The sequence below is a fragment of the Reyranella sp. genome (genome assembly GCF_050185545.1).
Classification (GTDB): domain Bacteria; phylum Pseudomonadota; class Alphaproteobacteria; order Reyranellales; family Reyranellaceae; genus Reyranella.
Genome location: NZ_JBFWZI010000046.1, coordinates 23,188 through 45,583 on the forward strand (window position 1 = coordinate 23,188; position 22,396 = coordinate 45,583).

Genomic DNA, 22,396 nt, shown 5'->3' on the forward strand with positions numbered 1-22,396 from the left:
CCCGCGGTCCAAAAGAGATCCCGTCTGCCGGCGCAAGACTCCGACGCCCCGGGAGGAGAACGGCGTCAATCCCGGAACGGGTCCGTCATCAGGATCGTGTCCTCGCGCTCGGGGCTGGTGCTGAGCAGGGCCACGGGGCAGCCCACCAGCTCCTCGACGCGGCGCACGTACTTGATGCAGGTCGCCGGCAGCTCGGCGAAGGAGCGGGCGCCGCGCGTGCTCTGGCCCCAGCCTTCGAAGGTCTCCCAGATCGGCTGCAGCTTGGCCTGCGCGCCCATCGTGAACGGGAAGCGTTCGATGCGCCTGCCGTCGAGCTCATAGCCGACGCAGACCTTGATCTCCTCGAGGCCGTCGAGCACGTCGAGCTTGGTGAGCGCGATGCCGTCGATGCCGTTCAGCTTCACCGCCTGGCGCACCATCACCGCGTCGAACCAGCCGCAGCGCCGGCGCCGGCCGGTGTTGGTGCCGAACTCGTTGCCGCGATCGCCCAGCATCTGGCCGATCGAATCCTTGAGCTCGGTCGGGAAGGGGCCGTCGCCGACGCGCGTCGTGTAGGCCTTGGCGATGCCCAGAACGTAGCCGACCGCGCCGTTGCCCATGCCACTGCCGATCATCGCCTGCGCCGCCACGGTGTTGGACGAGGTAACGAAAGGGTAGGTGCCGTGATCGATGTCGAGCATGGTGGCCTGCGCGCCCTCGAACAGGATGCGCTTGCCGGCGGCGCGCAAGCCATCGAGCCGCTCCCACACATCCTCGGCGAAGGGCAGCAGTCTCGGCGCCAGGTCGAGCAGGTCGGCGAGCAGCGCCCTGGGATCGATCGTCGGCCGGCCGAGCCCCTGGCGCAGCGCGTTGTGATGGGCGAGCAGGGTCTCGACCTTGCGCGCGAGAACGTCCGGCTCGGCGAGGTCGCCGACGCGGATGGCGCGGCGGCCGACCTTGTCCTCGTAGGCCGGGCCGATGCCGCGGCGCGTCGTGCCGATCTTGATGGTGCCCGGCACGTCCTCGCGCCAGCCGTCGAGATCGCGATGCAGCGGCAGGATCAGCACGGCGTGGTTGGCGATCTTGAGGTTGTCCGGCGTCACCTCGACGCCCTGGCCGCTCACCTTCTTCACTTCCTCGAGGAAATGCCAGGGATCGACCACGACGCCGTTGCCGATGATCGAAAGCTTGCCGGGCCGAACCACTCCCGAGGGCAGCAGGGCAAGCTTGTAAACCTGGTTGCCGATGACGAGCGTATGGCCGGCATTGTGACCGCCCTGGAAACGCACCACGACCTCGGCGCGCTCGCTCAGCCAGTCGACGATCTTGCCCTTGCCCTCGTCGCCCCACTGGGCGCCGATCACTGCCACGTTGGCCATTTGCTCTGTCCTGATGGAGGTGTTCAGACACGAAAAACGCCTCCCCAGGGCAACCATCATCGGCGCGCCCGGAGAGGCGTGGCGTTCGATAGCACGCTCACCCAGGAGTGGCGAGTCAGGAACGCTCGCGTTTTCCTCCCCAGCGTCCTCGCTGGGGAGGTGTCCACGTCTTCGCGGACGGTGGGGTTACAAATCTTGGACCGCGGGCGTCCCGCCCGCTCATGTTCGTGAACTGAGCGGGCGGGACTCCCGCGGTCCGGAAGATCTTGACCCCTCCGTCGCCGTAAGACGGCGACACCTCCCCCGCGAAGACGCCGGGGAGGGCAAGAAGGGTCACAGCGGAACCGCCTCGTTGTCGATCAGGGCGTGGCTGCAGCGCAGGCGCCTGGCTTCGGCACGTGGCTCGGCGCCGGCCGTTACGGCGCGCACCACGGCGTAGCCCTTGGCTTGCCAGGGTGCGGCGTCACGCCACGGCGTGCCGAGCGGCAGGAACAGGCGCGGCCGCTCCGGCGTCGCCCGGGAAGCGGCCAGCACGGCATCCATGTAGAGCGTGAAGCCGGTCGCGGCCTCGCTGACGCCGTCCTCTGGATAACCCGCGGAGTAGCGCCCGCCGCTCGCCAGGCTCTGGCGACCGTCCAGGGCAAACACCGAGAACGACACGCCGGTCTGATATTCGAGCCCGCGATACTCGACCGGGTCGATGGTCATCGGCAGGTCCTCGTCGGCGGCGCGCACCAGGGCCACCACCTCGGCCAGGCGGGACGCCTCGGCGGCGCCCGCCGCCGGCAGCGCCAGCGCCTTCAGCCTGGCGATGCCTTCCTCGGCCGGGCCGGCCGCGCGCAGCAGCCCGACCAGGAGGTCGCCGACTTCGCGCCGGCTGGCCAGCACCTTGGCGATGCCGCCTTCGTCCTTGCGGTCGAGCGCCCGGCGCGCCCGGCGCAGCGTTTCCGCCGGCAGGCCGAGGCCGGCGCCCACGGCAGCTACCAGGGTCGGCAGGTTGAGGTCGACCGACAGCCGGGCGACGCCGATGGCGCGGAGCGCGTCGACCGCCAGGAGAACGGCCTCGGCGTCGGCCTCGGCTGAATCGACGCCGATCAGCTCGGTGCCGACCTGGGCGAACTGGCGCTCGGGCTTCAGCGCATTGCCGCGCACCCGGATGACGTTGCCGCCATAGGACAGGCGCAAGGGCCGCGGCTCGTGCTTCAGCCGGGTCACGGCGATGCGAGCCACCTGCACCGTCATGTCCGGGCGCACCCCCATCATGCGCTGCGACACCGGGTCCATCAGCCGGAAGGTCTGCGAGGCCAGCGCCGCCCCGGGCCCGCCCAGCAGCGATTCCTCGAACTCGACGAGGGGTGGCTTGACCCGCTCGTAGCCGTAGGCGGCAAAGCGCTCGATGGCGATGTCGACGGCATCGGTCTCGCGTGCCGCGTCGGGCGGCAGCAGGTCGGCCAGCCCGGCCGGCAGCAGCCCGCGATGGTCGTTGTCGTTGGCGGTCATGGGCCCGGTTGATAGCCGATTGGCGGGGAAAAATCCCGATTCAACCCTCGTCCCCAAGGTCATCGCTGGGAAGGTGCCCCGCCATACGGGCCTTCGCCGCCGAAGCGGCTTCGGCCGCGCAGGCGAGGCGGAGGGGTCATGGTCTTTTGGACCGCGGGCGTCCCGCCCGCTCATGATCATGAGCGGCGCATATGAATGCGCCGGGCGGGCGGGACGCCCGCGGTCCGCATGATTCATGACCCCTACGTCGCCGAAGACGGCGACACCTCCCCGGCTACGCCGGGGAGGAGAACCAGAGCCGCTAGCCGCCGCGCGCAACAACCGTTATTCCTCGCCGGCGATGACCGAGACCGACCGTCCCGCGCTTTCCGTGGTGGCGCCTTGCTACAACGAGCAGGAGGCGCTGCCCGAGTTCGTGCGTCGGGTCGGCGCGGTTCTCGACGCCGTCGGCGGCACCAGCGAGATCGTGCTGGTCGACGACGGCTCGCGCGATGCGACGTGGAGCCTGATGACCGAGGCCGCCGGCCGCGATCCGCGCATCGTCGCGGTGCGCCTGATGCGCAATCACGGCCATCAGCTCGCGCTCACCGCCGGCCTGTCGATCTGCCGCGGCGCGCGCATCCTGATCATCGACTCCGACCTGCAGGATCCGCCCGAACTCCTGCCCGACATGCTGGCGCTGATGGACCAGGGTGCCGACGTGGTCTACGGCCAGCGCCGCCAGCGCGACGGCGAGAGCCTGTTCAAGCGCGCCACCGCCGCCATCTTCTACCGCCTGATCGGCCGGCTGACCGACGTGGCGATCCCGGCCGACACCGGCGACTTCCGCCTGATCAACCGCCGCGTGCTCGACCTGCTGCTCGCCATGCCCGAGCGCCATCGCTTCGTGCGCGGCATGGTGGCGTGGATCGGCGGCAAGCAGGTGCCGCTGCTCTATGACCGCCAGGCGCGCGTGGCGGGCGAGAGCAAGTATCCGGTGTCCAAGATGGTGCGCTTCGCCGTCGATGCCATCACCGCCTTCTCGGTGGTGCCGCTGATGGCCTCGCTCACCATCGGCTGGGTGATGGCGGGCATCGGCTTCGCCTTCTTCGTCTATTCGATCGCGGGCTGGCTGTTCGGCCACACCATGCCCGGCTGGACCTCGCTGATGGCCGCGGTCGGCCTGCTGGGCGGCATGCAGTTCCTGATGCTGGGCGTCATCGGCGCCTATCTCGGCCGGCTCTACGACCAGAGCAAGGGACGCCCGCTGTTCATGATCCGCGACATCGTCGGCGGCCCGCGATGACGCCGGCCGAGTTCGATCGTCACGCCGCCGACTATGACGGCGGGCTGGACAATCCGATCAAGCGGATGATGGGCAACTCGCAGGATCAGTTCATCGCCGTCAAGGCGCGCTGGCTGCTGCGCCGTGAGCCCGCGCTGAGCCAGGGCGGCCTCGAGCTGCTCGACTACGGCTGCGGCACGGCCGACCTCTTGCGCGTGCTGGCCGGCCTCGGCGCGCGCGCCACCTTCACCGGCTGCGATGTCTCGACCGGCATGCTGGCCGAGATCGACAAGCGCTGGCCGAGGGAACTGGGGCCGGTGCCCGAGATCGCCGCCCAGGACGGCGCCCTGACGCCGTTCGCCGGCGGCCGGTTCGACATCGTCACCATCAGCGCCGTGCTGCATCACGTGCCGCCGGCGGAACGCGCCGCCGTCTATCGCGAGCTCGCCCGCGTGCTGAAGCCAGGCGGGCGGCTCTACGTCTTCGAGCACAATCCGCGCAATCCGCTGGTGCGCTACGTCGTGGCCCGCACGCCGATCGATGCCAACGCCATCCTCCTCGACGAGAGGGAGGTGCGCCACGGGCTGCTCGATGCGGCGCCCTACCAGATCGATTCCGACTACCTGATGTTCATGCCGCCCGGTATTGCCGCGCTGCGCGTGATCGATCGCCTGCTGGCGTGGCTGCCGCTCGGCGCGCAATATGTCGTGGCAGCGCGCAAGACCGCCTGAAAGGAGACCGCCATGGACCGTCAGACCTTCGAAGCCGACCTCAGGCGCGACGGCTACGAGATCGCCACCAACACCACGGTGGGCGCCAAGGTGAACCCCGAGCACAGCCATCCCTTCGACGTTCGCGCCCTTGTGTTGGACGGCGCGCTGACGCTGACCTCTGAAGGGAAGACCACGACCTATCGCGCCGGCGAGACCTTCACCATGGCCCGGGGCTGCCTGCACTCGGAAAGCTACGGACCGGAAGGCGCGGTGACGCTGTTCGGGCGGAAGAAGTAGGCGAAGACTCTTTCATTTCATGGCTCATGCTCTTCCGGACCGCGGGCGTCCCGCCCGCTCATGGATTGCTATGAGCGGGCGGGACGCCCGCGGTCCGGTAGCCCGCTCATGGAATCCTATGAGCGGGCGAGATGCCCGCGGTCCGGAAGAATGACCAACCGCCTGCCGGCCTGGCAGCTTCTGCTGGTCTTCGCCCTGTCGCTGCTGCTGTTCTGCGGCCTGATCGCCTGGCTGCAGAACGTGCACATCATCACCAGCAACGGCATGTACAAGAGCATCCAGGCCGAGCCCTGGATCGCCGATCCCGGCCGTGCCCGGCTCGATCCGTCGAACTATCTCTACTTTCCCCTGTACGGCGTTCTCGCCGCCGCGCTCGATGCGCTCGGCATCCTGCGCGGCATGCCGTGGAAGCAGTTCGCCTATCTCAACGCGCTGTGGGCGAGCCTCGCCAACGTCTTCGTCTATGCCTTCGTGCACCGTGTCACCGGGAGCGTCCGGGCGGCGGCGCTGACGGCCTGCTTCCATGCCGGCACGGGCTTCGTGCTGCTGCTGGCCGTGATCAGCGAGGACATCATGCCGGGCTACGCGCTGGTGCTGGGCGCGATGCTGCTGGCCGGCCTGTGGTTCGACCGGCCGACCCATACGCGCGTGGCGCTGGTCGGCGCGATCTTCACACTGGGCTGGCTGATCGAATGGCGGCTGCTGTTTCCGACGCTGCCGGCGCTGGTCCTCGCGGTTGCCGTCGCGCCCATCCCGTTCAAGCGCCGGGCGGCCCTGATCGCCAGCCTCGTCGTCGTCATCCTCGCCGTGTCGGGGATCGTGCAACTCTCGTGGGAGGGCCACAACGGCGCCGTTGGCCTGCACGATATCCTGTGGACCGGGAAGGGCGTGGCGACCGGCTGGGCAGGCCTGTCATGGGACAAGGCCTGGATGATGTTGTCCGGCATCGGCAACTATTTTCTCATCGTCGGCGGCTGGGTCGATCCGCTGTCGGCCAGGCGCGCTGCCGTTCCGCTCATCCTCTCGGTGCTGCTGCAATTCTCGATCTTCGTCGCCTGCGTCGCCGTCCTGTGGTCGCGCCGCGGCGATGCCCGCCTGCGCGCCATTGCCGTGGTCTTCGTGGGAACGCTGGGCGCCGGACAGGTCCTGAACTTCTATTCGCAGCCCCAGGATCCGCAGATGCAGATCAACGTCATGCCGTGGCTGACGGTGGCCTGGGGGCTGCTGCTCGGGGCGCTCCTCGCCGGACCGCGCCCCGTCGCCGTCGCCCTGGGCCTCGCGGTCCTCTCGCTGGCCACGCTGGCCTGGAACGTGAGGCAGCTGGCGCGCCACCGCGGCGGCGACGAGGCGGCGCTGTCGGCCATCGCCGCGCTCGAGAAGCGCTTCCCGCCGCAATCGACGGTCTTCGTCTACTGGGGCTTCGAGCCGATCTCGATGTGGCAGTACGCCTTGTGGAGCCGCACGTGGGACTGGGACGGCACGGCGCCGGTCGGCCCGGCACCGCAGGCCGATCCGAAGTTCAAGTGGATTGCCATCGACGCCGGCGCCATCCGGCACCCCGACTGGACGCCCGAGCAGAACGCTGAGGCCCTGCGCCGCGACATCGACCACGCGCTCGACAAGGGCTACCGGGTCGTCGCCTCCGACGTGTGGACCTGGACAGTGGACGAGCTGACCGGGCAGCTCGGCGGCCTCTCCGCCGCCAATCGCGCCCCGGCGATCCACGCCCTGCTGCACGATCGCTACACGGCCCGCGAGGTGTTCCGCGACCCAACTGCCGGCACCTGGTACGAGATCACCCGTCGCTAGCGCGCGACAGCCGCGCGCAGCGGTTGGCAGGCGCCGGCACCGTTTGCGCCGAGCGCAGTGCCGCCAGTGTCGGCGTCAGCAGCGCCCGCGCCAGCACCTGCTGACCGGCATAGTTGGGATGAACCGTGTCGGCATAGTGCTGCATCCGCTCGCCGCGATCGAACACGTGCGTGAGGTCGATGAACAGGTCGTGATGCCGGCTTTCCGCCACCTTTTTCAGGAGCGACCGATAAAGCTCGACCAGGCGCTTCTGCGACAGCACATCGCCGGCACTGGTCCCGATGTAGTGCGCCGTGAGGGCACGGGCGGGCTGGATGGCGACCCGGCACGCCTGGCCGCGCGCCACGCAGGCATCGAGCACGTCCTCCATGTTCTCCATGTAGATGTCGGTGATCGCCCGGGCATGCCGCGCGAACACCGCGTCGTCTTCTTCCAGGCGGCGGCGGAACTCGATTACACGGGCCGTGAACTCGTTCTGCAGCACTGAGTTGGCGATGGCGCTGTGGCGGGCCACCCACCAGATGAATCCGTCGTCGAACAGCTGGCTGTAGCGCAGGCCGAGCTGGAACGGATCGCCAGGCCGGACGCCCGAGTTGGCTGGCAGGGTGAGGTCGTTGTAGCCGTTGACGATCAGCACCAGACGCGCCGGCCGCGGCGCCACCGCGAGATGGTAGGCGAGGCGATCCTGCAGGGAGACGAACCCGCCCATCGCTCCGTTGAAGATGTGGACATCCTGTCGTCCCAGTTGGCGTCGCAGTGCCCGTTCGAGCGCCGCATGCCAGGTGTCGGCCTTCTCCTCCGACGAGAAGCCCTGGGCGACCGAGCTGCCCAGCACGTAAATCAGGACGGGGTCGCCGCCGGCGCAGGAGATCCGGTCGATCTCGGCCACGTCGTAGCGCGAGCGCTTGTGCGCAAACAGGTAGTCGGCAAGCGTCGCGGCGGAGCGGGGCGGCGGTATGTCGGCGCTGTAGTAGAAGCCGAAGGGGCCGGGCTGATAGCCCATCGCCACCGGCCCGCCGGGAACGAACGGCAGTTCGTCGTTGGGCATCAGGTAGTGGTAGTCGCCCGACACGAAGACCGGCTGGTACGGTCGCCGGTATTGCAGCGTCTCCAGATCGAAAAATTGCCGGGCAATGAACTCCGCCGCAAAGGCCGATGCCACGACGATCACCAGTGTCGCCAGAATCATCCGCGGCCAGGAGCGGGACGGCGTCGGCTGCCTCTCTTGCATTCCCGCCATAACTACTGACTCTCACGCAGGAACGCCACGCATTGACGCTCGGGCAAGAAGTCTGCGGCGTCTGCAATTCCTTCTCGACCAGGCGGCAGTGGGCGTCGCTTGGCCATACTGCCAGTCCGATGACTGTCCTGCAGGAAATGACGGCTCGTCAATGATCGAAGCCGAAGGGCATTCCCTGCGTCAAACGGGCGGTTGATTTCAAAGGCGGCTTGGGGCATCTGAGCGGCGGGCCACGCTCCCCCACCGGAGTGCAGCTCTTCTGTAAGGGAGAGGTTTGATGAAGCCGAACATGCGTCCGGCGCGTCCCGACTTTTCGTCCGGACCTTGCGCCAAGCGTCCGGGATGGACGCCCGAAGTCCTCAAAGATGCCGCCACGGGGCGGTCCCACCGATCCAAGCTCGGCAAGAAGAAGATCGTCGAGGCGGTCGATCGCACGCGTGCGCTGCTGGGCATCCCGGCCGACTACCGGATTGCCATCGTGCCCGCCTCCGACACCGGCGCCGTCGAGATGGCGCTGTGGTCGCTGCTCGGCGCCCGGCCGGTCGACATGCTGACCTGGGAAAGCTTCGGCGAGGGCTGGGTCACCGACGTGGTCAAGCAGCTGAAGCTCAAGGACGCCCGCGTGCTGAAGGCGCCGTACGGCCAGATCGCCGACCTCGCCAAGGTCGACTGGACGCACGACGTGGTCTTCACCTGGAACGGCACGACCTCGGGCGTGAAGGTGCCGGACGGAAACTGGATCGCGTCCGACCGCGAGGGCCTGGCGATCTGCGACGCCACCTCGGCGGTCTTCGCCATGGACCTGCCGTGGGCCAAGCTCGATGTGATTACGTGGTCGTGGCAGAAGGTGATGGGCGGGGAGGGCGCGCACGGCATGCTGGTGCTGTCGCCGCGCGCCATCCAGCGGCTCGAGAGTTACAGCCCGCCGTGGCCGCTGCCCAAAATCTTCCGCCTGACCTCGGGCGGCAAGTTCTCCGAGGCGATCTTCAAGGGCGACACCATCAACACGCCGTCGCTGCTCTGCATCGAGGACGCGATCGACGGCCTGCGCTGGGGTGAGAGCATCGGCGGCCTGCCTGCCCTCAAGGCCCGTTCGGAAGCCAATCTCGGCGTGCTCGAGGCGTTTGTCGCGGCGCGGCCGTGGATTTCATTCCTCGCCGCCGACAAGGCGATCCGTTCCAACACCTCGGTGTGTCTCGTCATTTCGGCGCCCTGGTTCACGGCACTGCCGGCCGACAGGCAGGCTGCCGCGGCGAAGAGGATGGCCGACCTGCTGGAGGCGGAGAAAGCCGGCTACGACGCCGGCTCCTACCGCGACGCGCCGCCGGGCCTGCGCATCTGGTGCGGCGCCACCGTCGAGACAGTCGATCTCGAAGCGCTGCTGCCCTGGCTCGACTGGGCCTACGGCGAGATCGAGCGCGAATTCGGCAAGGCAGCGGCTTAGGTCATTGCCTCCCCAGCTCTGCTGGGGAGGTGTCCGCGTCTTCGCGGACGGAGGGGTCGAGATTTCTTCCGGACCGCGGGCGTCCCGCCCGCTCATGGGAAGTGCGGGCGCCACGCCCGCGGTCCGGAAGACCATGACCCCTCCGTCGCCGAAGACGGCGACACCTCCCCCGGCGAAGCCGGGGAGGCGAATTGAGGAGCAACGTTCATGGCAAAACCCAAGGTGCTCATCTCAGATGAGCTTTCGCCCCGTGCCGTCGAGATCTTCGCCGAGCGCGGTTGCGACGTCGATTTCAAGCCCGGCCTGAAGCCGGCCGAGCTGCGCGCCATCGTCGGCAACTACGAAGGCCTCGCCATCCGTTCGGCGACCAAGGTGACGGCCGAGGTGCTGGCCGAGGCGAAGAAGCTGCGGGTCGTCGGGCGCGCCGGCATCGGCGTCGACAACGTCGACATGAAATCGGCGACGGCGCACGGCGTCGTGGTGATGAACACGCCGTTCGGCAACGCCATCACCACGGCCGAGCACGCCATTGCCCTGATGTTCGCCGTCGCCCGCCAGGTGCCCGACGCCAACGCCAGCACCCAGCTCGGCAAGTGGGAGAAGAACCGCTTCATGGGCACCGAGCTCAGCTTCAAGACGCTGGGCCTGATCGGCTGCGGCAATATCGGCTCAATCGTCGCCGAGCGCGCCCTCGGCCTCAAGATGCGCGTGATGGCCTACGATCCATTCCTGTCCGACCCGCGCGCCCAGGAGCTCGGTGTCGAGAAGGTGACCCTCGACCAGCTGCTGGCGCGCGCCGACTTCATCAGCGTGCACACCCCGCTCACCGAGCAGACGAAGAACATCCTGAGCCGCGCCAACCTGATGAAGACCAGGAAAGGCGTGCGCATCATCAACTGCGCACGTGGCGGCCTGGTCGACGAGCTGGCGGTGCGCGACCTGCTGGTGTCGGGCCACATCGCCGGCGCGGGCTTCGACGTCTTCACCGAGGAGCCGGCGAAGCAGAACGTGTTGTTCGGCGCGCCCAACCTCGTCTGTACGCCGCATCTCGGCGCCGCGACGGTCGAGGCGCAGGAGAACGTCGCCCTGCAGGTCGCCGAGCAGATGTCGGATTACCTGCTGACCGGCGCGGTGGTGAACTCGCTCAACATGCCCAACGTCTCGGCCGAGGACGCGCCCAAGCTCGCGCCCTATCTCGACCTCGCCGAGAAGCTGGGATCGTTCGCCGGCCAGCTCACCGACACCGACATCAAGGCCGTGTCGATCGAGTACGAAGGCGTCGTGGCGGCGCTCAACGTCAAGCCGCTGAGCCAGATCGCGCTGATGGGCGTGCTGCGCCCGCAGCTCGAGACGGTCAACATGGTGAATGCGCCGGTGATCGCCCGCGAGCGCGGCGTCGAGGTCGCTGAAGTCAAGCACGAGCGCGACAGCGACTATCACGCCATGATCCGGCTCACCGTCACCACCGAGAAGTACACGCGCGCCGTCAGCGGCACGCTGTTCGGCGGCAGGCACCCGCGCATCGTCGACATCAAGGGCATCGAGATCGAGGCCGAGTTCGCCCCGCACATGCTCTACATCACCAACGACGACAAGCCGGGCTTCATCGGCCGCCTCGGCACCATCCTGGGCGAGAGCAAGGTGAACATCGCCACCTTCCATCTCGGCCGCGACGCGCCCGGAGGCTCGGCGATCGCCCTGGTCCAGGTCGACCAGCCGATCTCACCCGAGCTGCTCGCCCGCATCGCCGCGCTCGAGGGCGTCGTGCAGGCCAGGCTGCTGAGCTTTTGAAGTCTCATTGCTGGGAGCGCGCCACTCCGATGGCGCTCATGGGACGTGCAATCACTAAGAAGAGCGCCATCGGAGTGGTGCGCTCCCAGCAATGAGCCGTCCCCTTACGCCTTCGCCGCCGCCCGCAGCCTGGCGGCCGCGGGCAGCGGCTTGAAGGTCAGCGCCACGGCGACCGCGGCGAGCCCGACGCTGAAGGAGCCGATGTAGAGCAGCGCGTAACTGGCGTAGGCGTCGAACACGTAGCCGCCAGCCCACGGGCCGAACGCCATGCCGATGCTCGCCGCCATCGAGATTGCGCCGAAGGTCGTGCCCATGATGTGGCCGCCAAAATAGTCGCGCGCCAGGATGGCGTAGAGCGGCATCACGCCGCCGTAGGCGATGCCGAACACCACGGCCAGGGCATAAAACTCGTCGAGCTGGCCGACGAAGATGTAAGTGCCGGCGGCGAGCGCCTGCACCGCGAGGCCGGCGACCAGCACCGGCTTGGCGCCGAGCCGGTCGGCCGAGACACCGAGCAGCAGGCGGCCACCCAGCCCGGCCAGGCCGGCCACGCTGTAGACGGTGACGGCTGTCATCGGCGCGATGCCGCAGCCGATGGCGTAGGTCACCATATGGAAGATCGGGCCGGAGTGAGCCGCGCAGCAGGCGAAGTGGGCGAGGGCGAGTGCGGCGAACTGCGGCGTGCGCAGCGCTTGGCCGGCCGTCATCAGGGGCTCGCGCCGAGGCGCGGCCATCGGCGTCGCCACGCCGCGCAACGGCGTCGGCGCGGGGATGATTACTGGCGCCCGCCGGATCAGCAGGGCAGCCGGGATCATCAGGATCCAGGCGACGATCCCGACCGTCATCATCGCCGGCCGCCATTCGTAGGTCGTGATCAGCCAACGCGCGAACGGCGCCACGGTGAGCGGCGCCATGCCCATGCCGGCCGACACGAGGGCAACCGCGAGGCTGCGGTTCTTCTCGAACCACAAGGTGACCACCGTCATCAGCGGCGCATAGAAGGCGCCGGCGGCGGCGCCGACGATCAGCCCGTAGAGGAGCTGGAACTCGAGCAGGCTGGTCGCGCGGCTCGCCAGGATCAGCCCGGCGCCCATCATCACGCTGCCTGCCAGCACGACGCCGCGCGTTCCCCAGCGGTCGGTAAGGATGCCCCAGCCGAAAGCCGACACGCCCATTGCCAGGAAGTCGATGGTCATGGCCGTGGAGACACCGGTGCGCGACCAGCCGGTATCGGCGGTCAGCGGCTGCAGGAACACCGCCAGCGAGAATACCGAGCCCATGGCGACGCAGGAGATCAGCATGCCGGCACCGACGATTACCCAGCCATAGGGCACCCGGCCGTGGGAACGACTCATGCACGTCTCCTCTGCGGCCGGTCTATGCCGTCTTGCCCTCGGCGGGGATCGCCGCGGGCCGATCGTAGCCTTGCAGACCGACACGCGCCACGAAGTCCCTGTCCGATCTATAGTGCGCATGAGAAAAGGTCCATGGTCGCGGTCTGTGGTGGGACGCTACCGTCCGGACATCCCGAGCGCGCCGGGGATCCTTGCGATTCTTCCTTCCCACCCTCTGTCAGAGGACCGACCCGATGCCCCGTGTCAGTGAGATCGAGAACGACGGCGGCGATCCCACGCTCGCCGCCACCTTCAGCAAGGAGCGCGAGATCTTCGGTGACCTGCTCAATCCCACCAAGGTGCTGGCGCATTGCCCGCCGATCCTGCGCGCCGCCAAGCTGCTCGGGCAGTCGATCGAGCAGTCCGGTCAACTGCCCAAGTCGCTGCCGCCGCTGATCTATCTCAGGGTGGCCTCGATCAACGGATGCCCGTTTTGAATTGACATCAATTCCGTCCGTGTGACGGAAACCGAAGGCGGCCTGGACAAGGTCGCGGAAGTCTTGAACTGGCGCGACAGCAAGCTGTTCAGCGCCAGCGAGCGGGTGGCGCTGGAGTACGCCGAACGCATCACCCACACCGACCAGCAGGTCGACGACGCCTTGTTCGCCGAGGTCAAGCGGCACTTCACCGAGGCCCAGATCGTCGAGCTCACCGCGGCGATCGCGATGGAGAATTTCCGCAGCAAGTTCAATCCGCCGCTCGGCATCGCGGCACAGGGCTTCTGCATGGTGCCGGCGCGGAAGTAGGGGGCTCCGTGCTCCTCCCCAAGCCTCGCTTGGGGAGGTGTCGCCGTCTTCGGCGACGGAGGGGTCAAGTCATGGCTGGGAGCGCGCCACTCCGATGGCGCTCATGGGATGGCCGCAACGAAGAGGAAGAGCGCCGCGACCGCACGCGCTCGGCGGCGGCCACGAGCTTTGCGCCGCATCGCCTGGAACGTCGTGAACTGGTGGGTCGTGATCGCCAGTGCTCTCACCGGTCGCCGGTGCCAGGAAGCTGACCTGCCGTTAGCCGCCTTTGGCCGCGGATCGCACGCCGGCCCAGGTGATCCGCGAGAGGTGGGTCAGCAATCCGACGAAGGTGGCCAGCCATGCCAGGATCGCAACGACGACCATCCCCTTCGGGATGGCGGCGAGGAACGGCAGGTCGAGCGCGCGGGAGAGCTGATAGGTTCCGGTCGCATACATGCCGAGCGGAAACACCATGCCCCACAGCGCCGGCTCGTAGGCGACCCGGTCACCCCGCACGAGGTAGCGCCAGACCATCAGGGCGAGAAGGAAGGGAATCCACCATGTCGCGGCGGACCAGAAGAACAGCGTGAATCCCTTCAGGAAAGGCAGGTAGTCGGCCAGCAGCGTCCACCGGCCGGCGGCCAGGATGAGCGTCGACCCCGCAAGGGTGGTTATCGCCACGGCCCCCATGTTGATCCAATAGGGCGGACCGAAATCGCGGGTGGCGAGCGGCACGAAGGTGAGGCGATAGAAGATCAGCGTGATGATCGCCAGGTAGAGCATGCAGCCAACCATGAACATCACGAGGCACAGGAACTGGATCTCGACGGCCGGCGCCCCCTGGCTGTCGATGGCGCCACGCAGCACGACGATCGACTGAGTCGCCACCGCGGCGATCAGCCATGCGCCATTAATGCCGGCCGCCAGCGATGGCTTTCTCTCCCGTACCGTGACAGCGGTGAAGAAGGCGTACATGACGACCAGCCACAGGCCGAGGCCGACATACCAGAGCATTTCGGCAATCGTCTGGGCGCCCGCGACGATGCTGCTCTGGGTCCCCAGGACGCAGGTTCCGGCGACCACGGTGAAGAACCCGGGTGCGCGCTGGTGGTTGAACATGTCCTCCACCATCCGGCGGCGGTAGAACGCCAGACGCAGCGCCGTCAGGAACCAAAGCGCCGTATAGGCGACCCAATTGAGACCAAGCAGCACGAGCGACAGCCTCGGATACCCCAGGAGCCGGCAGGCGATCGACACCACGCCGGTCGCCATCACCAGGGCGAAATAGCCGGGGAACAAGCTCTCCGCAGCGCCGAGAACCAGCTGCTGGATCGTGGCAAGCCGTCGTTTGTGGGTGGTCAGTGCGCTCATCTGTCAGCGTCCCAGGTAGCGCACCACAAGGTCGGCCTGGAGCGCCACGAGAACCAGGGCAGTATTTGCTGCCCAGGCCACGGTAAGCCATCGGGCGAGCAGCCCCCAGAACGGGCTGCTGTTCGTTGCGCATCGCCACACGGAGACGAGAATCCAGACGGTATAGGCGGCAAAGCAAAGCAGCATGAACTGCTGCGACAGCGGGCGATCCTCGTAGAAGGCCGAGGCGTAGAGCAGCGCGAGCAAGGTGCTGACGCCGACTCCGTAACCCCAGAATACCTTCCGCAGGGACTCCGTGCCGTACCAGGCGCGCATCTCGGGCTCAAAGAACGCGACAAGGACGCCTGCCCACGGCGATGCACGCACCTGTTCCGGTCGCATCAATTTGCTCCGCGCTGCGTGGTTGAAGCTTGCACCATCGCCGAACCCACGGGGCTGCAGCATCGCGCCGCGCCGCGTGCGGCTTGATGTCACGAGGGCGGCCGACCTGGCCTCGGGCGACGCACGCCCGACCGGCCCGGCAGGCCGGCCGGGCGTGGCAGCCGCTACTGCATCTCGACCTTCAGCTCCTTGAGCTTCTTGCCCCAGAAGGCGTGCTCGTCGGCGACGAACTTGGCGAACTGGGCACGGGTGCGGTCAGGTGCCGGCTCGAGGCCGTCCTTGGCGAGCGCCTTCTCCCACTTCGGATCCTTCATCGCCTGCTTGGTGTCCTTGTCGATCTTGTCGAGGATGGCGGCGGGTGTCTTGGCCGGCGCGAACAGGCCATGCCAGCCGTTGACCACGACATCGATGCCCTGCTCTTTGAGGGTAGGCACGTCGGGCAGCGACTTGACGCGCTTCTCGCCGGTGACGGCGAGCGCCTTGAGGTTGCCGGCCTTGATCTGGCCGACCGCGGGCGGCAACGACGAGAAGTTCATGGTGATGACGCCGCTGATCACGTCGGCCAGCGCCGGTCCGGTGCCCTTGTAGGGCACGTGGGTGATCTTGATGCCGGCCGCCTCGGCGAACAGCGCCCCTGCCAGATGGTTGTTGCCGCCGACGCCAGACGAGGAAAAGGTGAGCTTGTCGGGCTCCTTCTTCGCCAAGGCGACCAGCTCGGCCGCGCTCTTGGCGGCGACCTTGGGGTTGACCGCCAGCACGTACTGGTAGTCGGTCGTCTGGCAGATCGGCGCCAGCGCGGCCAGCGTGTCGATCATGCCCTTCTGGACCCACTGATTGATGATCACGTTGGTGCTGACGGCGTAGAACAGCGTCTGGCCGTCCGGCTTGGCGTTGGCGACGGCGCGCAGGCCGATCGATCCTGCCGCACCACCCTTGTTGTCGACCACGATCTGCTGGCCGATCGCCGGCGACATGATGTGCGCCAGCTCGCGTGCAATGATGTCGGCACCGCCGCCCGCGGCATAGCCGACCACGAAGCTGACCGGGCCGCTCGGCCAGGCTTGCGCGCGAACGGCGGAGGGCAGGAGGAGGGTGCTGGAGCCGAGAGCCAGAGCGCCGCGTCGTGTGATCTTGATCATGAAGTCCTCTTTGGAATTATCCTGTCATCCCGAACGTGCGAGGGATCTTTCCTGTGGCCCAATGGTCCCTCGGCCGGCGGCCTCGGAATGACAGGCTTGACGACCGCAGGACACGCAACGCAACGACACCTTCAGTTCTTGCCCGAGACATACCGTCCGGCGCTTTCGCCGGCGAGCTTGCCCAGCACGGCACCCGAGACCAGGCCGGTGCCGCCGGGGTAGTTGTGATAGAACAGGCCGCCGACCAGCTCGCCCGCCGCATAGAGGCCGGGAATGACGCTGCCGTCGGTGCTCTCGACTTCCCCCTGGCTGGTGATCTTGAGGCCGCCGAAGGTGAAGGTGAGGCCGCAGGTCACGGCGTAGGCCTCGAACGGCGGCTCGTCGATCGTAAGGGCCCAGTTGCTCTTCGGCACGGCGAGACCGCGCGTACCGCGGCCGTCCTTAATCGCCGGATTGAACGGCACCTCGGTCATCACCGCCGAGTTCCATTCCTGAATCGTCTTGAGGAACTGCGCGGCGTCGACGCCTTCCAGCTTGCCGGCCAGCTCCTCGATCGTGTCGGCCCGGACTTTGGTCATGCGCTTGATGCGATATTCGTCGCGCAACCGGTCGAGCACCTTGGAATCGAAGATCTGCCAGGCGAACTGCTGCGGCTGGGCCAGGATAACCGCGCCGTACTTGGCGTAGGTGTAGTTGCGGAAATCGGCACCCTCGTCGACGAAGCGCACCCCATTGGCGTTCACCATGATGCCGAGCGGATAGGAGTGCTTCTGGAAATTGTCGCCGACCTCGAGGTCGCCGAACTCCGGCGCGTTCATGTCCCAGCCGACCGCGTGGCCGCCTGACCAGTTGCCGTGCGGCTTGGCGCCGATCGCCAGCGCCATGTTGATGCCGGCGCCGGTGTTGAAGCGCGTGCCGCGCACCTTGGCGAGATCCCAGGTCGGGCCGAGGTAGCGCGTGCGCATCTCGGCATTGCTCTCGAAGCCGCCGCACGCCAGCACTACCGCCTTGGCGCCGATGCGCACGCGACGACCCTTGTGGCGGGCGATGGCGCCGCGCACAACACCATCCTCCTCGATCAGCGAGACGGCCGGCGTCTCGTAGTGGATCGGGATGCCGGCCTTGACCGCGGCCTTGTGCTCGAGGTCGACCAGGCCCGGCCCGCCGCCCCAGGCCTCGACCGCCAGGCCGCCCCAGAACTTGTACTTGCCGTTCACCTTGAAGGCCTGCCGGCCGTAGCTCGGCTGGAAGCGCACGCCCTTGCTGCGCATCCACTTCAGGGTTTCGAAGCTGCGGCCGATCAGGATGTCGGTCAGCTCGGGATCGCAGCGGTAGTTGGTCACCCGGCCCATGTCGTCGAGGAACTGATCGGCGGAATAACTGCCGAAATCGACGTCGCGCTTTTCGTCGTCCGTGAGGTCATAGAGCTGGGCGAGGTCGTCGACGCCGTGGAACACCACCCGCATGGCGCCTGCCGTGTAGGTGCTGTTGCCGCCCCGCTCGGGCTCCGGCGCGGCCTCGAGCATGGCGACCGCAGCCCCCTGGTCGCGCGCCGCCAGCGCCGCGCAGGCCGCGGCATTGCCGGCACCGATTACGAGTACATCGACCTGGAAATCGTCCACTTTGGCACCCCTCTTGCCTACCCATACGTTTATTTGAGTCGCCTACGATAAATCGACGTTACAATAATATCATGGGTGATCGTTTCGACCGTCTAGGGGTCCGGCATGCCAATGTCGAGGCCCTGCTGCGCAGACCCGGCATCGGCCACAACAATGGCCCGACCTTCGACATGTCGTGGGAGGCCTGGGTGTGGCGCCGCGCCACCGCCAAGGCCTGGAAGACCCCCAAGCCGGAAGTGGCGATGATGCGGCTGAAGCGGGCTGAGCGGCTCGGCATCACCTACAAGGAACTCGCCTCGGTGATAATGGACAGCGGCGTCCATCTCGGCGCCGCCGTGCTGCCGCTGTCGTTGGCAGCCCGGGTGCGCCGCGGGCCGGGCGGCGAAATCATCGTCGAGCCGCGCAATTCGGTTGCCGCCCTGGTAGCGAAGTTCCGTGGCCGCCTGCTGGTGCTGGGCGACATCGACGCCGTCCCGGCGCTGAGCGAGAGCGAGCGCGCCGACTTTCTCGCCATCCTCAATCGGGCCTTCGACGGCAAGGTCGAGGCGATCGGCTGGGGCCACGACGGACCGTCCGTGCGCAACATGCTGAAGGGCAACGCCGTGCCCCGCCAGGAGGCCTTCCTGGTCGGCGCCGGCATGGCCCACCGCGTACTCGGCGAGGCCGCCGGCCTGCCCCTGGTCAAGGACATCGAGGACTGGTTCTCATAATCCTCCCCAAGCTACGCTTAGGGAGGTGTCGCGTCATACGCGACGGAAGGGTCATGCTCTTCCGGACCGCGGGCGTCCCGCCCGCTCATGAAGCTATGAGGGGGCGGGACGCCCGCGGCCCGCATGAACCATGACCCCTCCGTCGCGTATGACGGCGACACCTCCCCAGCTTCGCTGGGGAGGAAAAAGAATCACCGTGGCACCAACTCCTCGGTCAGCTCGACGATCTCGCGGGTGCGCGTGTGGCGCGGTCCCCAGGCACGGTCGAAATCGGCGCTGAGGCGGGTGAGCGCATCCGAATCGAGGGCGGCTTCCGCCTCCTCGACGCTCGAGAATTCGTAGAGCGCGATATGAACCAGCGGATTGGTCCTGCTCCAGCAGCGCCAACCGCGCCGCGCGGCAAAGCTCTTCACGGCATCTGGAAAATGCTCGGTCCGGTACCACTCGTCGAATTTTTCCCGATCCGACGTGTAGGTCAGCCGGGCACGAACGATGAGAAACGCTGCGGCCACCGATTTCCCCCCTCTCGAGTGCGACAGGAATCGAAGAGTACGCCCGATCGAACGGCGCCCTGCTTCAGGCGCAAGAACGCATGTTTCGACGGCAAGAATGCCACTGATCGTCGAAACGGCAATGGGCTTGTTGGCGCTGGACGTGCCGGACGGCTGAGGTATGCATGCCGGCATGACCGAAGCCTTCACCCCGCCGCTTGCCGGCATCCGCGTCGTCGAGCTCACCCACACCATCCTGGGGCCCTCGTGCGGCATGATCCTGGCCGACCTCGGCGCCGAGGTGATCAAGGTCGAGCCGGTGGATGGCGATCGAACCCGCAAGCTGAAGGGCTTCGGCGAGGGCTTCTTCGGCTACTTCAACCGCAACAAGAAGAGCCTGGCGCTCGATGCCGACGCGCCGCAGGGGCGTGCAGTGCTTGTGAAGCTGCTGCAGTCGGCCGACGTCATGATCGAGAATTTCGCCCCGGGCTCGATGCGCAAGCGCGGCCTCGGCCCCGAGCATCTCGAGAAGATCAACCCGCGATTGGTCTATTGCGCCCTCAAGGGCTTCCTGCCCGGCCCCTACGAGAAGCGGCCGGCACTCGACGAGGTGGTGCAGATGATGGGCGGGCTCGCCTACATGACCGGTCCCTCTGGCCGGCCGTTGCGCGCCGGCACATCCGTGGTCGACATCCTGGGCGGGCTGTTCGGCGCCTTCGGCACCGTGCTGGCGCTGAAGACGCGCGAACGTACCGGCAGGGGCGGGCTGGTCGAGAGCGCACTGTTCGAATCGGTGGTGTTCCTGATGGGCCAGCATCTCGCCATCACGGCAATGAACGGCGCGCCGCCGCCGCCGATGCCCGAGCGCGTGAGCTCGTGGGCGGTCTACGAGATCTTCGCCACGGCGGACGGCCAGCAGGTCTTCATCGGCATCACCAGTGACGGCCAGTGGAAGCGCTTCTGCGATATTTTTCGCCAGCCCGAGCTGGCGGCCGATCCCCGGCTCGCCACCAACAACCAGCGCATCGAGGCCAGGCCGTGGCTGGTGCCCAAGGTGGCCGAGATCTTCAAGCGCCTCGCCAAGGACCAGGTCGAGGCGCTGGCGCTCGAGGCCGACATCTCTTTTGCGCCGGTGGCCCGGCCGCAGGACCTTTTCGACCATCCGCACCTGCTGGCCAACGGCTCGCTGGCGCCGACCACGCTGCCCGGCGGCGTGAAGACGCGGCTGCCGCTGCTGCCCTTCCAGATGCTGGGCTGGCGTCCGCCGCTGGTCTCCGATCCGCCGACCGTCGGCCAGCACAACGACCAGGTGCTGGCGGAGATCGGCTATGATGCCGCCGCGATCGCGGCACTCAAGGCCGCGAGCATGCTGGGACCAAGGAAGGCGACATGAACATTCGGCGCGTGGTGACGGGGCATGACGGCAACGGCAAGGCCATGGTGGCGATCGACGAGGTGACGCGCGACGTCGTCTCCTACCGGCCGGGCGCCACCATTCACAACATCTGGTCGACGGCGAAGTTTCCGGTCGACAACACGACGACGACCGACGGCGCCAAGGAGATCACGGCGACCACGCGCGCCGGCGGCACGGTGTTCCGCGTCATCGAGTACGCGCCCGGTGTGGCGCCGCGCAACCATCGCACCGATTCGATCGACTACGCCGTGGTGCTTTCGGGCGAGATCGACATGGAGCTCGACGACGGTCGCGTCGTCACCCTGCGCGCCGGCGACGTGCTGGTGCAGCGCGGCACCATCCACAACTGGGTGAACCGCTCGACCGCACCGTGCGTCGTCGCCTTCGTGCTGATCGACGCCGAGCCCTACCTGCACGATGGCAAGCCGCTCACGGCCCACGGCTAGGATTTCCGGCACGAATGCCGATCTGAAGCAATGCCCGTCGTTGGAATCGATGATGTTGTCGCCGCGGAGCACCGGATCCGCGCCCTGGTGCGCGAGACTCCGCTGGAGCGGTCGGCGATGTTGTCGGCACGCATCGGCAGCGAGGGCCTGCTCAAGCTCGAGAACCTCCAGCACACCGGCTCTTTCAAGGTGCGCGGCGCCAGCAACAAGATCCTTGGTCTCGATGAGGATCGGAATGCACCGGTTGTCGCTGCCTCGTCCGGCAATCACGGCGCGGCGGTCGCCTACGTGCTCCGCAACGTCGGTCGCAAGGGTATCGTTTTCGTGCCGACCAACGCTTCGGCGAACAAGGTCCGGAACATCCGCAGCCTGGGCGCCGAGGTGGTGTTCTTCGGCGAGGATATGGCTGTGACCGAGATCCACGCCCGCACGTGGGCGGCGGAGCGCGGCTTGACGTTCGTCTCGCCCTACAACGACGCGGCAATCGTGGCAGGCCAGGGCACGCTTGGCCTGGAAGCATGGCGGCAGGCGGCCGGACGCATCGACAACGTTTTCGTCCCGGTCGGCGGTGGTGGTCTCATAGGCGGCATAGCGCTCTATCTGAAGTCGATGAAGCCTGATGTCCGCATCGTCGGTTGCTCGCCTGCCGCGTCCTGCGTGATGGCGCAGTCGGTGCGGGCCGGCAGGATCCTCGACCTGCCGTCGTCGCCAACCCTGTCCGATGGCACGGCCGGGGGGATCGAGGCGGATACGATCACTTTCGCGCTCTGCCGCGACTACGTCGACCATTGGATCGAGGTCTCCGAGGAACAGATCGCCGAGGCAATGCGACTCTTCATCGATGCCCACCACATGTTGCTCGAGGGCGCAGGGGGAGTGGCGATCGCCGGCGCTCTCGGCGCGGGCGACGCGTGGACCGCCGGTCGTTCGATGATCGTGATCTGTGGAGCCAATATCAGCAGGAGCACGCTCAAGTCGGTGCTTTGAACCGCTGGCAGCCGCCGCCCGGTTCGCCCTAGGTGCTTCAGGATTCCTCGTCGATGATGAAGCGGTAGATTCGCTGCGGGCGCGGTCCTTCGAGAGTGGACGATTTGCCAAGGCCCAGGGCGAAGCCCTCGACCATCGCGTCGAGGGCCTGCGAGACGCGGCTCGCCGCGAACTCGGCGACCTCGCGCTCGACATTCTCGCGCGTGTCGCCGGCGCCGCAGCTTGGGCAGGCGACTAGGCTGTCGGGGCGAGAGTCCTTCGGCCCTTCGAGGGGCACCTTGCATCTCGCGCACT

General features: G+C 67.5%; 22 protein-coding genes. 12 read left to right on the forward strand and 10 right to left on the reverse strand.

Going from position 1 to position 22,396, the window contains the following annotated elements:
* Window positions 1-65: 65 nt before the first annotated feature.
* Window positions 66-1,358, reverse strand: a complete 1,293-nt coding sequence (locus AB7O82_RS15080; RefSeq protein WP_428546824.1) for an adenylosuccinate synthase — start codon at window positions 1,356-1,358, stop codon at window positions 66-68.
* A 333-nt stretch (window positions 1,359-1,691) separates the two neighbouring features.
* Window positions 1,692-2,858, reverse strand: a complete 1,167-nt coding sequence (locus tag AB7O82_RS15085; protein WP_428546827.1) for an ATP phosphoribosyltransferase regulatory subunit — start codon at window positions 2,856-2,858, stop codon at window positions 1,692-1,694.
* A 235-nt stretch (window positions 2,859-3,093) separates the two neighbouring features.
* On the opposite strand from AB7O82_RS15085, the gene AB7O82_RS15090 reads away from it, so the two are divergent.
* The 4 genes from AB7O82_RS15090 (at window position 3,094) to AB7O82_RS15105 (ending at window position 6,941) form a co-directional block, all read left to right on the forward strand.
* A complete protein-coding gene (locus AB7O82_RS15090) occupies window positions 3,094-4,143 on the forward strand; it encodes a glycosyltransferase family 2 protein (RefSeq protein ID WP_428619705.1) in 1,050 nt (349 codons plus the stop codon).
* On the forward strand, window positions 4,140-4,853 hold the full coding sequence (locus AB7O82_RS15095) for a class I SAM-dependent methyltransferase (protein ID WP_428546833.1): 714 nt from the start codon (window positions 4,140-4,142) through the stop codon (window positions 4,851-4,853). Before AB7O82_RS15090 ends, AB7O82_RS15095 begins: the two co-directional genes overlap by 4 nt.
* 12 nt (window positions 4,854-4,865) lie before the next feature.
* Window positions 4,866-5,132 (forward strand): cupin domain-containing protein, encoded by a 267-nt coding sequence (locus AB7O82_RS15100; RefSeq protein ID WP_428546836.1) that lies wholly within the window; start codon window positions 4,866-4,868, stop codon window positions 5,130-5,132.
* A 150-nt stretch (window positions 5,133-5,282) separates the two neighbouring features.
* The gene (locus AB7O82_RS15105) at window positions 5,283-6,941 is read left to right on the forward strand and encodes a hypothetical protein (protein ID WP_428546839.1); all 1,659 of its coding nucleotides are present in this window, start codon (window positions 5,283-5,285) and stop codon (window positions 6,939-6,941) included.
* On the opposite strand, the gene AB7O82_RS15110 is transcribed toward AB7O82_RS15105, so the two are convergent.
* Window positions 6,928-8,130, reverse strand: coding sequence for an SGNH/GDSL hydrolase family protein (locus AB7O82_RS15110; RefSeq protein ID WP_428546842.1), 1,203 nt, complete (start codon window positions 8,128-8,130; stop codon window positions 6,928-6,930). The two genes, AB7O82_RS15105 and AB7O82_RS15110, sit on opposite strands and share 14 nt — an antisense overlap.
* Before the next feature lie 328 nt (window positions 8,131-8,458).
* On the opposite strand from AB7O82_RS15110, the gene AB7O82_RS15115 reads away from it, so the two are divergent.
* Together AB7O82_RS15115 and serA are read left to right on the forward strand one after the other, a co-directional pair.
* Window positions 8,459-9,625, forward strand: coding sequence for a phosphoserine transaminase (locus AB7O82_RS15115; protein ID WP_428546845.1), 1,167 nt, complete (start codon window positions 8,459-8,461; stop codon window positions 9,623-9,625).
* A gap of 207 nt (window positions 9,626-9,832) precedes the next feature.
* Entirely contained in the window at window positions 9,833-11,416 is a 1,584-nt protein-coding gene (gene serA / locus AB7O82_RS15120; protein ID WP_428619707.1) for a phosphoglycerate dehydrogenase, read from the forward strand.
* A 104-nt stretch (window positions 11,417-11,520) separates the two neighbouring features.
* On the opposite strand, the gene AB7O82_RS15125 is transcribed toward serA, so the two are convergent.
* Window positions 11,521-12,771, reverse strand: coding sequence for an MFS transporter (locus AB7O82_RS15125; protein WP_428619709.1), 1,251 nt, complete (start codon window positions 12,769-12,771; stop codon window positions 11,521-11,523).
* A gap of 233 nt (window positions 12,772-13,004) precedes the next feature.
* Here AB7O82_RS15125 and AB7O82_RS15130 point away from each other — a divergent pair, with 233 nt between their 5' ends.
* Together AB7O82_RS15130 and AB7O82_RS15135 are read left to right on the forward strand one after the other, a co-directional pair.
* Window positions 13,005-13,247, forward strand: a complete 243-nt coding sequence (locus AB7O82_RS15130; protein ID WP_428546854.1) for a hypothetical protein — start codon at window positions 13,005-13,007, stop codon at window positions 13,245-13,247.
* A gap of 21 nt (window positions 13,248-13,268) precedes the next feature.
* Complete coding sequence (locus AB7O82_RS15135) at window positions 13,269-13,556, forward strand: carboxymuconolactone decarboxylase family protein (RefSeq protein ID WP_428546857.1); 288 nt, start codon at window positions 13,269-13,271, stop codon at window positions 13,554-13,556.
* Window positions 13,557-13,814: 258 nt separating this feature from the next.
* Here AB7O82_RS15135 and AB7O82_RS15140 read toward each other — a convergent pair whose 3' ends face one another.
* The 4 genes from AB7O82_RS15140 to tcuA all read right to left on the reverse strand — a co-directional run bounded on the left by AB7O82_RS15140 (window position 13,815) and on the right by tcuA (window position 18,051).
* On the reverse strand, window positions 13,815-14,909 hold the full coding sequence (locus AB7O82_RS15140; protein ID WP_428546860.1) for a tellurite resistance/C4-dicarboxylate transporter family protein: 1,095 nt from the start codon (window positions 14,907-14,909) through the stop codon (window positions 13,815-13,817).
* Window positions 14,910-14,912: 3 nt separating this feature from the next.
* Entirely contained in the window at window positions 14,913-15,290 is a 378-nt protein-coding gene (locus AB7O82_RS15145; protein WP_428546863.1) for a hypothetical protein, read from the reverse strand.
* 164 nt (window positions 15,291-15,454) lie between these two features.
* Window positions 15,455-16,429: a Bug family tripartite tricarboxylate transporter substrate binding protein gene (locus AB7O82_RS15150; protein WP_428546866.1), complete on the reverse strand. Its 975-nt coding sequence runs from the start codon at window positions 16,427-16,429 to the stop codon at window positions 15,455-15,457.
* Window positions 16,430-16,560: 131 nt separating this feature from the next.
* Window positions 16,561-18,051, reverse strand: a complete 1,491-nt coding sequence (gene tcuA / locus AB7O82_RS15155; RefSeq protein WP_428546869.1) for an FAD-dependent tricarballylate dehydrogenase TcuA — start codon at window positions 18,049-18,051, stop codon at window positions 16,561-16,563.
* A 71-nt stretch (window positions 18,052-18,122) separates the two neighbouring features.
* Between tcuA and AB7O82_RS15160 the strand changes: the two genes are divergently transcribed.
* Window positions 18,123-18,761: a hypothetical protein gene (locus AB7O82_RS15160; protein ID WP_428619711.1), complete on the forward strand. Its 639-nt coding sequence runs from the start codon at window positions 18,123-18,125 to the stop codon at window positions 18,759-18,761.
* 191 nt (window positions 18,762-18,952) lie between these two features.
* On the opposite strand, the gene AB7O82_RS15165 is transcribed toward AB7O82_RS15160, so the two are convergent.
* On the reverse strand, window positions 18,953-19,273 hold the full coding sequence (locus tag AB7O82_RS15165; protein WP_428546875.1) for a hypothetical protein: 321 nt from the start codon (window positions 19,271-19,273) through the stop codon (window positions 18,953-18,955).
* 172 nt (window positions 19,274-19,445) lie between these two features.
* On the opposite strand from AB7O82_RS15165, the gene AB7O82_RS15170 reads away from it, so the two are divergent.
* From AB7O82_RS15170 to AB7O82_RS15180, 3 genes are read left to right on the forward strand one after another with little or no spacing between them, the layout of a single operon-like run.
* Entirely contained in the window at window positions 19,446-20,645 is a 1,200-nt protein-coding gene (locus AB7O82_RS15170; RefSeq protein WP_428546878.1) for a CaiB/BaiF CoA transferase family protein, read from the forward strand.
* Entirely contained in the window at window positions 20,642-21,115 is a 474-nt protein-coding gene (locus AB7O82_RS15175; RefSeq protein WP_428546881.1) for a cupin domain-containing protein, read from the forward strand. Before AB7O82_RS15170 ends, AB7O82_RS15175 begins: the two co-directional genes overlap by 4 nt.
* A 30-nt stretch (window positions 21,116-21,145) precedes the next feature.
* Window positions 21,146-22,102 (forward strand): threonine/serine dehydratase, encoded by a 957-nt coding sequence (locus AB7O82_RS15180; protein ID WP_428619713.1) that lies wholly within the window; start codon window positions 21,146-21,148, stop codon window positions 22,100-22,102.
* A 37-nt stretch (window positions 22,103-22,139) separates the two neighbouring features.
* Here AB7O82_RS15180 and AB7O82_RS15185 read toward each other — a convergent pair.
* Window positions 22,140-22,396: hypothetical protein (locus AB7O82_RS15185; RefSeq protein ID WP_428619715.1), on the reverse strand; the 257-nt coding region annotated here is incomplete at its 5' end.